Here is a 12,230-nt window from a genome sequence, read left to right as displayed (position 1 = left end):
GAATTAAGGCTGTTGAGTTCATGTTTCAACCGTTATAACTCAGAGCTGCTTTTGTTCAGGTTCTTGTATCTGTCGTTAGTGCAGTTTTTATGATGCTAATAAGGAGCTTTCACCATAGTTGTTTGCTGAGTCATCACCCTTAACAAATAACAGATATAACGATGGTAGAACCCCAATTACAGGCACAAAGCATAGCAGGCAAAACCAGCCAGATTTATTTAAATCGTGACAACGCTTAATAGTAAAAATAGCTGTCAGCCATATGGTGGCAAGGGAGAGTAGCGTGGTAATGACGGCATATTGAAGGCGTATATGATATGAGTTGAAATAATGATAGTAGCTAACTATTGCATACTCATAAGCTAAGAACATGACTTTAATATTGAGAGCAAAGGTTGCGCCCACCAATAAGCCATATTGGCTACGAGACAAGCGCCCTTGAGCGGAAGTCAGTAAGCCTTTTTGAGCTAAGGCGGTGTGTCTGTTTGCATATAGTGTAAAGGCGCACATCAAAGCCGAATATAGCATTAAGCCCTTCAATAAAGGTTCGTAGCAGAGATACCATAGCGAGATTATTTGATAGTTAATATCGTCACCCACAAACTCGTTATAGGTATACGCCAACGACTGCATGGCATAGCACACCAATATCGTTATTATCCAGCGCTTAGTTAAAAAGGGCTTCAGTAGCAGTAATGTGATAATAGCAGCACAGAGTAAAGCCACTTCGTAAAGTAGGTTGATTAGCCTTGAATCGACGCTATCAAATATTGTTTCCATATAACCTAAAGCTTCATAACAACGGGTAGATTAAAATAACACAAACTATTGGGCTTATAACGAAGTGACTTCACATTCTTCCTTATTATATCGATTAACAACGAGCTTTATTTCTGTTGTTTTAAATTGACCAATCTATGTACACACAGGTTTAAGTACAGATAAACCTAAGTACAGACAAATAAAAGCGTCCAAATAACGCCAATTGGACGATTTATAGCGTCCGTAGCACTAAATTACTCAGCAACTTAACAGGCTCTTGTAAAGAAGAGTCTATTTATTGATACCGTTGTGAGGTAAGCCATATGAAAAAAATAGCAGCCGGTTTATTAATTCCAGCCATGGTGCTCTCCAGTTTAATCAGTGCGCCATTATTTGCCGCAACCGACAGCCCTTTGCTGCCCGATACTGGGCAAAGCAAACAGTACGATACCGAAGGCAAAGTATTGGCGGCGTCGAGTTCCAGCCTTTATACCGGCCAGGATGCCTCTGTTGTAGGCAACGAACTAGGTTATGTCGATAACGGCGACGGCACCATTACCGATTTAAACACTGGCCTAATGTGGCAGAAAGCATATGACTCAACGCGCCGTAACTTGGCCGACACGGTTGAGCATGTCGAAAATATGGAGTTAGCCGGTTACGACGATTGGCGTGTACCCACTATTAAAGAGCTGTATTCCATCGCCAATTTCGATGGTGAATTGATCAAGCCGGAAGACGAAGGCGAAAGCCAGCCCTATATCGATACCGACTACTTTGATTATCAGTACGACCGCTTAGCCTTTGCTGGTCAGTTTTGGTCCAGCACGGTTTATGTGAAAAATGATGTGCAAAACCTTACCGAGCACGGCGGCATTCAGGGTGCTTTTGGCTTTAACTTTTCCGATGGTCACATTAAATCTTACGAGACTGGTTTGTATTTTGACGGCACCGAAATGCCAACTAACGCCTTTGTGCCCGGTTGCTTTGTTCGAGCCGTACGCAGCACGACAACACTTTACGATATGGACTACGTTGATAACGGTGATGAAACCGTCACCGACCAATCCACCGGTTTAATGTGGGCCAAGAACGACAGCGGCGAAACGATGGACTGGGTCGAGGCTTTGGAGTATGCCGAAAACTCAGAATTGGCAGGCTACAGTGATTGGCGTTTACCGAACTCAAAAGAGTTACAAAGTTTGGTTGATTATGAGAAGCAAAGCTTCCCTGCGATTAATACCGATGTCTTTAACGTCAGTCTAGATTCATTCGATTCGGTTGAAGATGCCTACTATTTTTGGACTAGCACCACACAGGGTGATTTTAAATGGACAGCTGTTTATGTCGCCTTTGGCCAAGCGTGGAGCAAGAAAAACTCAGACGCGACCGAATATTACGACTGGCACGGTGCAGGCGCACAACGTAGTGACCCAAAAACAGGTGAGCCAAGCGATTACGAGTTAGCCTCAGAAATGGCGAGCGACTATATCTCAATTAACAACTGGGTGCGTCTAGTGCGAGACGCGCAATAATTTATAGGCAGTAATAATTAGTGATGTGAGGAGCCTCGATGTGAAGCGATTGTTTAGGTTGATTAACTAATCTGTAAATCGAAAGCAAAACCATAACGATTCTATTAGTCTGAGCATCAAGGCTGCACTCACTATTAATAAAAATAGTTATTAAAAAACAGCCATTAATAAAAAATTCACTAATAAAAAAGCACGAACAAAAATAACTAGAGCTCACAACACAAAAGAGAGAGAACCAATGAAAATATTTTTAAGCCTCCGCACATTTTTTAGCGCTGCATTCATAGCGCTGGTCTGCAGTACATCCTATGCAAGCGAACTGGTTGAAGTTCGCCTAGTCGATAATATCGATGAGAGCCGTGGCTATTGCTTAGATGTTGCCGGTGGGCAAGGTAAAAACGCACCGGTTGAGCGTGGCTTGCAGGCGCATACTTGCTATGACTACCGAGGTGAGATTTTAGAAGACCAAGGCTTCGATGCTGAATTAGTCAGCGAATCGCAATTTAAGATCGATTACTTTGATGTTTGCATGGTGGCAACAGAATTAGAACAGGGCGCAGACCTCATGCTCGCCAGCTGTGATAACAGCAACAGTCAGAAATTTTCATTGCAAACCGATGGCAATCTAGTTTTAGATGCCAATCCAGAACTTTGCGTGACCGCCAGCAGTACTGAAAAACGCGAAGGCCGTGGTGGTTCGCCAGTGCATGTCATGCGTCCAGTCAGCTTGCAAACTTGCAGCGATGCAAATCAAGATTACCAAAGATGGGAACTGCTTTCCTTGTAGCGAGTATTGGCGGTGATTTTAGTTTGTACAAGTTAGAGCAGTACAGACCAAATCAAAGCAAAGCAAGGCATAAGAAAACACGGTAGCTCCCCTATTAAATGGGGAGTTATCGATTGGTTGGCTCAGTTGTTATTGTCTTGTTAAAAAATTTTTAGCCTTCTAATTGCCTATTTGCTGCCTTCATTATAAGGAAACTTACAATGACCATAGCGTATGACCAGAATGGCAATAGCGATAATAAGCACAGCGCCAGAAAACCCTAACATCCTAAACGTATCTAAGTTTTTCATATCAAGAATCATGTAGCGCGCTATCGCGACAATCGAAATATAAAGAGGCATCCTAACAGGGAGTCTGCCGGATTTTAGATATATCCCCACCATTGAAAATACTTCAAGGTATATAAAGAGCAATAACAGGTCAGACAACTCAACGGACATGGATTTTATCATTGACCAAATCTCTGCGCCCATTGCGATAATGGTTGATAAGGCAATAATGATTAATCCGATTTTTTCTACAACGACCAAGACCTTGTAGCTAGACTGATTTAGCTTACTCATAGATAAACCCTAATATCATGCGGTGAATGATTGTCTAAATAACCAAGCTTACTAAGCGTAGGCATTGAAAGCCTATAGGTTTTAGCAACTCAATAACATTACCTGAGCGATGCCGATAGCTGCAAACAAAAGTTAGCTGTTGCCGGTATCGATTTGCTCTGCCAAGGCAAGAATATTGCCACAGGTATCTTCAAAGTGGATCAGCTTAACGTTCGGCATTTCCATTATCTCGCCTTTAAATTCAACACCACGCTCACGTAATAACGCCACCTCGGCAGCTAAATCATCACTGGCAAACATGGTAATTGGAATTCCCACATCGAACAGCGCCTGCTGATAAACCCGCGCCGGTTCAAACGCCATTGGCTCCAACAACAGTTCAACGGTTGCTGCATTCTGTTCAGCAACCACCGTTAACCAGCGGTGCTCACCAACCGGCTCATCTTGCTTCACGCTAAAGCCCAATTTTTGGGTGTAAAACTCCAACGCCTTTTGTTGGTCTAAAACAGGAATGCTAGTCAGTTGATCTTCATCGGAGCCTCAAGAATTCGTTTTGGTGGTTAAGAGTGGCTCAGCTTAGGCGAAAGTGTGTAGGCAGTGCAAATAATAACAGCGAGAGATTAGTCTTAAGTGGTTTTCAATTAGGTAGAAAAATCAGATTTCACTTGCTACTTATCATAAATTAAAAAACATACGTCGGTTTTTATTTTTATGAAGGTCGTGTTTCGCAATATGGTAGAGTTTGGCTTTAACTTTTTCCGTAAATAGTTTAAATGGAAGAGTGTCAATACATATCTCTGCAATAATCCCACTAAAATCTTTATCGTAGCAATCTTGTAAAATTTTTAAATTTGTACATGGGAAACTATCTTTAAACTCTTTATTAAACTCCGGAGAGAAGTAGCGAATTAAAGAAGCTTCATATAGCGTTATTCGTTCATGTTCCGTTGTGTTATATAATTTATTAACACCTGAGTTAATTCTAGCGTTGCTATCTTTATTGTTTTTAGCAAATGGATTTATAAGTGTATACAGTTGGTTGTTTGGCTGTATAGATAATAACAGTAATGTTAAATGATAGCCTTCTGGTATTCCTTTTAGCGCGATTTTTTGTAAGGTTTCATGACTCTTAAGTCTGTCGATAGCATTCCTTGAGCCGTTTTTACCATATGCTTGGCCGATATATTTAACTTCGAAATTTACTGAATTTGTCTGATTTGATAGCTTTGTTTGAATGTACTCATCACTTGGCCAGGATCGCTGACCATTAGGGTGTTCAATGTAAAACTTACGGTTATCTGATTTGAGAGTGACTTTCTCTGGCAGTAAAACATTAATGCTATGAATTTCTTTATCGACTCTATATTTTAGAAATAAAATATTACTTTGCTGTTCAGCATGAACTAAATGAATAATAGGAGTGAGTCCGATAAGATAAATGTGGCAATTTTTTATGGTATCTTTTATAGGCTGTAGCTTTTCTTTATCGTAAATATCATCTGCATTCATAACGCAATAGTCTAGAGCGTACATTCCCAAGGAATGCTCTATATCATATGACTTTTCCGATAAAGGGTTTTGCATGTCAGTATTTATCCAGTAAACACTATTGTTCGTGCTTTCATATTAGCTATTTTTCTTAGCTTATCACCTTTTAATTAATAGTGAATTCTTACCTGTAGACCATAATTAATTATTAAACCGAAAAATTTTAAGTAATCTAAGTAAGAATATGAGCTTAGTGATAACGCAATTAAGATTTTAAGTGCTGATAGTTCACTGTAAGAGTGAGATTTTCATGCACGGTTTTTTAGAGTAAAAAGGAAGGAAAAAAACACGCCACTTGGAGAAAGTGACGTGTATTGAGTGCTATTAATTAACGGCTAAAAAAGCGCTAATTACATCACAAACAGATGGAAGCCGATGCCGGCAATGCCTGCACCAACGTAACGAAGCAGCTGAGAGCCGTCGCTGAATTTACGTGCTACTAAACCGATGCCAACGCCAGCAACATGAATGGCAGCAGTGCCGATGATGAAGCCAGTTGCGTACAGTTCTGGTGAAGAAAGATGCGGCATTTCAAGGCCATGCGCGTTACCGTGAAACAGAGCAAAAAAGCCGACAAACAACATGGCGACAATAGAAGGCGCTTGTTTTGCAGCGGCAATGGCAACACCTAACGCGAACACAGAAAAGGCAATCGCCTGTTCAACAGAAAATAACTGCATGCCTGCCATGCCCAATACACCACCAAACAGCATAACCACAACAAAGGCTGTTGGAACTTTCCACATGGCTTGGCCACCAAGTTGAGCGCTTAATACGCCAACGCTTAGCATGGCCAGTAAGTGATCAAAACCTAATACTGGGTGGCTAAAGCCGGCCATAAAGCCATTACCGCCAGCAACATCGTGCGCAAGCGCGAGGCTAGGGAATAATAGCGGTAAGATACTTAGTGATAAGATGGATAGTTTTTTCATATCGGCTCCATTGGTTAATATTTGTTCTGTTATTGCTTAAAGAAAATTAGTGTACCAGAAAATAAATGAATATCTCAGGTTCGCGGCGCTTTGAGTTCGGTATTGCGAATCCTTGGCTCACTCGGCAACTAAGGCAGTAAATTCTATATCTTCGATGCTATCTTTGTAGGTTTGTAATAGATAAACACCTTCAGTTTGTTCTTCTATGTTTATCCAATGCCAGCCTGGTGAGGTTGCCTTGATGTCGTACAAATACACCTCGCTGGAGCTGCTAACCGCGCCGCTCAGTGTTGCAGCTTGTGAAAAATACAGCAATATGATGTTGTTCTTATCCGTGTTATTTATAAATCCGCCACCACCTATTGAGTTGTCACGCTCAGGGTAGATGTGAAAGGTTGCTAGCCGCATGAGCTTGGTATCTGAAGGTTCGATCTTCAAATCAGGGTTGTTCAATGGCAGTGCTAGGTCATCGGCATTAGCGGGCAGCTCTAATGTGAATTTATTGGAGCCTTTTAAAACTGGCGCCATATGTAATATCGGTTGAGTAGGTTTTCCGAACACGTCCCCTGGAATAATAGGGAAAATAAGAACTACGTCGTCGCTGGGGATATTAGCTGATTTTTGATTATCGAAAGTATAATAATTGTACGATAGAGGTACGCTAATGTTGCCCGAAGATTGTGGCTTAACGCTGTTTTGACTACATGAGACTAAGCTGATGCAGACTAGAAAGGTAATGAAATACTTCATATCGATTGAGTCCTTAGTATCGAGTTTTTAGGTAAGTGCCTCACCACCAACGGCTTGGTGTTTTAATGTTACCAATTTCTATCACTTCGCCAAAACGAGGGGCGATTAATTCTACCGCTTGGCTTTCGGCTGCGCTGATGACGCGTTCGAGCGGTTCATACCAAGCATGAAAGGCGAGATCAAACGTGCTGTTGTGGATCGGCACCATTAGCTTTCCTTGCACGTCAATGTGGGCTTGCACGCTTTGTTCTGGTGTCATGTGAATACTAGGCCAATCTTTGTCGTAAGCGCCAGTTTCAATAAAGGTAATATCAAACGGGCCGTAACGTTCACCGATCTGTTTAAAGCCTTCAAAGTAACCGGAGTCTGAGCTAAAAAAGATTCGTTGTTTACCTACTTCAATGACCCACGAACCCCACAGAGTGGAATTACTGTCGCCTAAACCGCGACCAGAAAAATGCTGTGTTGGCGTAAAGGTGACACTGCCCTTGGCGGTTTCTGCCTGTTGCCACCAGTCAAACGGTACAATATTTTTTCGAGCAATACCCCACGACTCTAAGTCGGCCTCAACACCCAGTGGCACAAAAAACTCGTGGGTGCTTTTGGCTAAAAACTGGATGGTTTTTTTGTCTAGGTGATCGTAGTGGTTATGCGAAATTAGTACGCGGCTAATGGTGGGCAGCTGTTCCAATGTTATCGGTGTGGGGTGAAAACGTTTTGGTCCAAAAAAGCGAAAGGGCGATGCGCGCTCGCTGAATACTGGGTCGATCAACCAATATTCTGTTTTCACCTTTAATAACAGGCTGGAATGGCCGAGCTTGATGATGTGTATTTTATCGTCGCTCAGCTGCGCCAGCGTTTCCGGCGTTACAGCGCTGATTGGTAATTCTTGGCTTGGTTGGGCGTCGCGTTTTTTTTCGGTAAAAAAGCGCCACCAAATTTCAACCACCTTTCTAAAGGAGTGTGCGGAATAATGCTGGCTGTTATGAAAGCGACCGTTACTAAAGTGATCGCTCGGCTCTGGTGTGTAATCCGATTCTTTGGCGATCAGTTGGTTGTTGATTAAATAACCAAGGGTTAATAACGGAATGATGCAGATTAAGAGAATTTTCAGCATTAACATAGTGGTACCTTTAGCCGCCGCAGCGCGAGGCTATAACAGGAAGGTTCAAGAATGAAAGAGCTTCAGTTTAACTCGATTGGCGTAATATAAAAGCTTTGTTTCGGTTCGCTCCAATATATATAAATGCCGACTCAAGTCTCAGTATTTGTGGCCGTGAATGCTAATATTGGCACTATCTAGCGGTCTGTTTTTGTTGATGCGAGCTTTGTTATCTTGCATGACATGCACTAGAGTACAACGAGGCTGCTGTCCTTATAGAAGGGCTGCACTCTCAGTTACCAAAATGATAAGGAGCTCATATGAAGCTTAAGAATTTAGTTATGGTATGTTCGGTATTGGCATACTCATTTGCTCACGCAGAAGTCGTAAAGGGTGTCGATACCTCAACTGGCTATGCAGAAAACTATGCTGCAACTGGCAACGAAATGACGCAAGACTTCGACAGCGTGTCTTGGAACGTCGTTAATGTTAGTAATTCTAAAGAGTTATCCAGTGCACTTTCTAAAGCATCACCGGGTGACAAGATTGTTATTGCTTCGGGTACTTACCCAGGTCTGTTTAAACTGAAGAACAGTGGTACACAAAACAAGCCTATTTGGGTTGTTGGGGCGAATGCTTCTAATATGCCTGTTTTGGATGGTGGCGACTATAACAACAAAACGGCCTTTGCAATTGATGGCGGTGACGTTGATATTGCCTACATCTATGTACAAAACATTAAGGTGACCAATGCCCGTGGTGGTATTACGGTTGATAAAGCGGACTACGTTACTATCGACGGTGTCGAAGCTTACAATGTTGGCCAAGCGGGCATTCACCTACGTGACGGCAGCGCATATAACATTGTTAAAAATTCTTACATTCACGACACTGGCTTGTATAACGTTAAGTACGGTGAAGGTATCTACATCGGTTCGGACTATCGAAAATGGCCGGGCGGCAGCAGCTCTTCAGAATACGATCCAAAAGTGGATTACACGCAAATTATTAACAATGTGATTGGCCCAAATGTAACGGCTGAACACATCGACATTAAAGAAGGTTCTTCTTACGCCTATGTTATTGGCAACACCTTTGATGCCGCTGGCATGAACGACATCTTAAATGGTGGTTTGAGCTATATGGACCTTAAGGGTAACTATGCTGAGGTTGCGTACAACGAAGGCAACCAGAACGGTAACCCATACTTTGAGAACGCATTCGAAGTAAACACCAAACAGCCGGGTTGGGGTTTTTATAACAACATCCACGACAACGTTTTAACCTTTAACGATGAATACGCAGGTAAGACTAAGATTACTCTGACCTTGGCGTTAGGCTCTAAAGGCAAGCCGGTTTCTTCGGAAGAAACGAAAGAGAAAAGCTTGGATCATTTGGTGGTTAAAAATAACACCGAAGATACCACTCAGGTGTCGAACAACACTCGAATCCCTGCCGACAGCAAGAAAATGTACAAAGGCAGTGTGACTAAATAGTCGATTGATGAGTTAGTAATTGATTGAAGAGTTAGTAGTCGATTGATGAGTTAGTAATTGATTGAAGAGTTAAGAGCACCGGCCGTTTCCATTTGAGTCAGTGCAAATAAAAATACCGCTGAGGCGAAAACCTCAGCGGTATTTTTTTGTGCTTTTTTTGTCGTTTTCCGAGCGTTGAATTACTGAGAAAGCGCCTGCCAGGCTAAGTCTGCTGTGGCTTGATAGCTTTGCCAATCGCCATTGAGCCAGCGCTGGCGGCCGCGTTCGGCATAAAACAGGTGTAAGTCATCGCCAAAAAACTCCCATACTTTGCCGCTGGTGGCAATTAAGCCTTCATCGAGGCTCAGCGCATTGGCGCAAAAGCCGTTGTAGCGCGGCACATAGCGTTCTGGGTCGGCGGCAAATTTATCGGCCGAGGCTTGGCTGGCAAATTGCCAGTCGGCACCTTGCCACTGTACGACAAACTGTTTAGTCCCCTGAGCGACCTTACTGCTGCCGGTAAGTCCAGGCTGGTAGTAGCCAGTAGTGTCGTGGCCACCAATGGCAGTATCGCTCCAATAGCCGGTGCTGACTGGCTGGGCGGCAAAAATAAAATTGGCAGTCATCAAACAGATTACTGATATAAGTAGTTTGCGTAACATTAGGATTGCTCTTCAATTGTTTATTTTTTCTCAGACACTATAGGTGCTCAGTGGTTCCGTCTTATTGGTTTTAGTTTGGCTGAATGGTAAAGCCGAAGGCATAAAAAAAGCCGAGCATTTGCTCGGCTTTTTCGGTTTTGCTAATAGAGTTAGCTTTTATGGCTTAGCTCTTATTGCTTAGCTTTTATTGTTTAACACCGTCTTTGTTGATGAATACCTGAGTTGAGTACTCATCCATTGGTAGTTTATCGATGGTGCCAACTTTTTGTACGTAGTCTACAAAGCTTTGTGCGTAGTCTAGGTAAGTGTTAACAACACGACCGTCGTTGTAGACGTCACCAAAGGTGAAGTAGCCGTCTTTGCCGGTAGCGATGTAGTCGTTAGTTGCAACCTTGTATGAAGCGTCAGCATCTAGTGCTTTCCAGCTTTCGCCTTTCTTCATTACTTCGATGTCGTAGAAACGCTCACCTTTGGCTTTAGATGCATCTACTTTCCAGCGTAGGCCAGAAGCGTATGGGTAAGCACCGGTAGAGCCACCTTCCATGATTGCGAATTCTAAAGCGTCTTCTAGAACTGCGTGGATTTCTGCACCTGTCATATCAAGTTCAACAATGGTGTTAGAGAAAGGAAGCAGTGTATAGGCGTCGCCAATGGTTAGTGGGCCTTCAGCAACGTCTACACGAACACCACCACCGTTTTGGATAGCGATGTCAGATGTTTTGCTCATGTCGCGGAATGCTTTAGCAACGATGTTAGAAATATCAGCACCGTGGCTTGCAGTGGTTGCACGATCACACAATTTAGAACGACCTTGACCAGGAACACGCTCTAAACAAAGGTTGGCAGAAGAAGCACCAATTACTTCGCCCTTCATCGCGTCAACTTGACCAGAGAAAGAATCTAGAGTCGCTTGAGCAGAAGCATCAGCTTTAACGATGCTGATTTCAGCTGATTTTTCGATGTCAGCATAAACCGCCTGACGAGCAGCACCGGTTAATTCAACACGGTCGCCATCAGCGTTTTTACGCTTGAAGCTGTCAGCAACTAGTAGGTGAGGTGTACCAGCACAGCTAGTAACAACACCGTTTTCGTCCCAAGTCACATCTAGTTCACCAACAACAGCAGAATACTGCCATGCTTGTGCAACACAAACCATGTTGCCGTCAGCGCCAACAACGTTAGTTGGGAACGGGCCAGCAGCATCTAGGCCTAGAGAAGCGAAGTCACCTAGAAGTGTATGAGAGTCACCACCGATGATTACGTCAGCGCCTTTTAGCTTAGCGGCTAAAGCAAGGTCGTTTGCATACTGGTAGTGGGTAACAAGAACAACCTTGTTAACGCCCATTTTGTGTAGCTTGTTGATGTATTTCTGAGCCGTTTTAGCTTCGTCCAAGAACTTGGTGTCAGCGTCTGGGCTAGAGGAGTATTTGGTTTTAAGAGCAATGTCTAAACCGATGAAGCCAACTTTTTCACCGTTGTATTCTTTAATGGTGTAAGGCGTGAAGTAGTCTTCCGCGCTTTCCATAGCCAAAGGTGAAACGCCAACTTTAGGCTGTACGTTTGCTGAGATGATGTCGGTTGAGCAGTCAGCGTCGCTGTTTAACCAGTCTAGGAATCGAGCAAGACCCGCGTCGCCATCATCAAACTCGTGGTTACCTAGAGTGAAGATGTCGAAGCAAGCTTCGTTCATAAGCGCAGCGTCTGCTTCGCCTTTAAATAGGGTGTAGAACAGATCACCAGTAATGGCGTCACCGGCGTGAATTTTCACGACAGGAGCGCTGGTGTTGGTTAGCTCGTTAATTTTAGTCACAACAGCAGGGAAACCGCCGACTGAAACACGAGTGCTTTCACCGCCTAAGATTAGGTCGCCAGAGCTGGCGCTTAAATGTGAGTGGTGGTCGTTAATGTGGACAATTTTTAGCTCAAGTGGCTGAGTCGGTTCAGGGGTCGCTGTAAACATTTGACAGCCCGTCACAAGCAACGAGGCCGCAGCAGCGGTTGCAAAGGTTGTTCTAAGCATTGCGGAATCCTTTAGTCGTAATATCAGTGGTCGTTTTACAAGATTGAGTTGACGCTTGCAGAGTAAATATTGATCAAAAATATAACTCATCAGT

General features: G+C 43.3%; 12 protein-coding genes. 3 read left to right on the top strand and 9 right to left on the bottom strand.

Translation table 11 applies throughout. From position 1 onward, the window contains the following. Nucleotides 1-87 precede the first annotated feature (87 nt). Nucleotides 88-780, bottom strand: coding sequence for a DUF805 domain-containing protein (locus FME95_RS04885; RefSeq protein ID WP_147713291.1), 693 nt, complete (start codon nucleotides 778-780; stop codon nucleotides 88-90). Nucleotides 781-1,085: 305 nt separating this feature from the next. Here FME95_RS04885 and FME95_RS04880 point away from each other — a divergent pair, with 305 nt between their 5' ends. Further along, nucleotides 1,086-2,297, top strand: coding sequence for an Lcl C-terminal domain-containing protein (locus FME95_RS04880; protein ID WP_147713290.1), 1,212 nt, complete (start codon nucleotides 1,086-1,088; stop codon nucleotides 2,295-2,297). Nucleotides 2,298-2,535: 238 nt separating this feature from the next. Beyond that, the gene (locus tag FME95_RS04875; protein WP_147713289.1) at nucleotides 2,536-3,084 is read left to right on the top strand and encodes a ricin-type beta-trefoil lectin domain protein; all 549 of its coding nucleotides are present in this window, start codon (nucleotides 2,536-2,538) and stop codon (nucleotides 3,082-3,084) included. Between the two features lie 167 nt (nucleotides 3,085-3,251). Here FME95_RS04875 and FME95_RS04870 read toward each other — a convergent pair whose 3' ends face one another. The 6 genes from FME95_RS04870 to FME95_RS04845 all read right to left on the bottom strand — a co-directional run bounded on the left by FME95_RS04870 (nucleotide 3,252) and on the right by FME95_RS04845 (nucleotide 7,994). Next, the gene (locus FME95_RS04870) at nucleotides 3,252-3,647 is read right to left on the bottom strand and encodes a phosphate-starvation-inducible protein PsiE (protein ID WP_147713288.1); all 396 of its coding nucleotides are present in this window, start codon (nucleotides 3,645-3,647) and stop codon (nucleotides 3,252-3,254) included. A gap of 132 nt (nucleotides 3,648-3,779) precedes the next feature. Then, complete coding sequence (locus tag FME95_RS04865) at nucleotides 3,780-4,160, bottom strand: VOC family protein (RefSeq protein ID WP_147713287.1); 381 nt, start codon at nucleotides 4,158-4,160, stop codon at nucleotides 3,780-3,782. Between the two features lie 162 nt (nucleotides 4,161-4,322). Next, entirely contained in the window at nucleotides 4,323-5,156 is an 834-nt protein-coding gene (locus tag FME95_RS04860; RefSeq protein ID WP_222709906.1) for a hypothetical protein, read from the bottom strand. Nucleotides 5,157-5,545: 389 nt separating this feature from the next. Further along, the gene (locus FME95_RS04855) at nucleotides 5,546-6,127 is read right to left on the bottom strand and encodes a HupE/UreJ family protein (protein WP_147713285.1); all 582 of its coding nucleotides are present in this window, start codon (nucleotides 6,125-6,127) and stop codon (nucleotides 5,546-5,548) included. Nucleotides 6,128-6,244: 117 nt separating this feature from the next. Next, complete coding sequence (locus FME95_RS04850; RefSeq protein ID WP_147713284.1) at nucleotides 6,245-6,655, bottom strand: hypothetical protein; 411 nt, start codon at nucleotides 6,653-6,655, stop codon at nucleotides 6,245-6,247. A gap of 262 nt (nucleotides 6,656-6,917) precedes the next feature. Beyond that, entirely contained in the window at nucleotides 6,918-7,994 is a 1,077-nt protein-coding gene (locus FME95_RS04845; RefSeq protein ID WP_147713283.1) for an MBL fold metallo-hydrolase, read from the bottom strand. 305 nt (nucleotides 7,995-8,299) lie between these two features. Here FME95_RS04845 and FME95_RS04840 point away from each other — a divergent pair, with 305 nt between their 5' ends. Beyond that, entirely contained in the window at nucleotides 8,300-9,475 is a 1,176-nt protein-coding gene (locus FME95_RS04840; RefSeq protein WP_147713282.1) for a right-handed parallel beta-helix repeat-containing protein, read from the top strand. A gap of 179 nt (nucleotides 9,476-9,654) precedes the next feature. Here the strand turns inward: FME95_RS04840 and FME95_RS04835 are convergent, their stop codons facing one another. After that, on the bottom strand, nucleotides 9,655-10,080 hold the full coding sequence (locus tag FME95_RS04835; RefSeq protein ID WP_147713281.1) for a YHS domain-containing (seleno)protein: 426 nt from the start codon (nucleotides 10,078-10,080) through the stop codon (nucleotides 9,655-9,657). A gap of 220 nt (nucleotides 10,081-10,300) precedes the next feature. Continuing rightward, nucleotides 10,301-12,136 (bottom strand): NAD nucleotidase, encoded by a 1,836-nt coding sequence (gene nadN / locus FME95_RS04830; protein ID WP_147713280.1) that lies wholly within the window; start codon nucleotides 12,134-12,136, stop codon nucleotides 10,301-10,303. Nucleotides 12,137-12,230: the final 94 nt, after the last annotated feature.

The sequence above is a fragment of the Reinekea thalattae genome, assembly GCF_008041945.1.
Lineage (GTDB): Bacteria > Pseudomonadota > Gammaproteobacteria > Pseudomonadales > Natronospirillaceae > Reinekea > Reinekea thalattae.
Note: the sequence above shows the minus strand (reverse complement) of the source record. Positions and strands in the feature narration are given on the sequence as shown.

Coding starts and splice junctions, on each gene's coding strand:
- FME95_RS04885 (WP_147713291.1), bottom strand. CDS start 780: ATGGAAACAATATTTGATAGCGTCGATTCAAGGCTAATCAACCTACTT.
- FME95_RS04880 (WP_147713290.1), top strand. CDS start 1,086: ATGAAAAAAATAGCAGCCGGTTTATTAATTCCAGCCATGGTGCTCTCC.
- FME95_RS04875 (WP_147713289.1), top strand. CDS start 2,536: ATGAAAATATTTTTAAGCCTCCGCACATTTTTTAGCGCTGCATTCATA.
- FME95_RS04870 (WP_147713288.1), bottom strand. CDS start 3,647: ATGAGTAAGCTAAATCAGTCTAGCTACAAGGTCTTGGTCGTTGTAGAA.
- FME95_RS04860 (WP_222709906.1), bottom strand. CDS start 5,156: ATGAATGCAGATGATATTTACGATAAAGAAAAGCTACAGCCTATAAAA.
- FME95_RS04855 (WP_147713285.1), bottom strand. CDS start 6,127: ATGAAAAAACTATCCATCTTATCACTAAGTATCTTACCGCTATTATTC.
- FME95_RS04850 (WP_147713284.1), bottom strand. CDS start 6,655: ATGGCGCCAGTTTTAAAAGGCTCCAATAAATTCACATTAGAGCTGCCC.
- FME95_RS04845 (WP_147713283.1), bottom strand. CDS start 7,994: ATGCTGAAAATTCTCTTAATCTGCATCATTCCGTTATTAACCCTTGGT.
- FME95_RS04840 (WP_147713282.1), top strand. CDS start 8,300: ATGAAGCTTAAGAATTTAGTTATGGTATGTTCGGTATTGGCATACTCA.
- FME95_RS04835 (WP_147713281.1), bottom strand. CDS start 10,080: ATGACTGCCAATTTTATTTTTGCCGCCCAGCCAGTCAGCACCGGCTAT.
- nadN (WP_147713280.1), bottom strand. CDS start 12,136: ATGCTTAGAACAACCTTTGCAACCGCTGCTGCGGCCTCGTTGCTTGTG.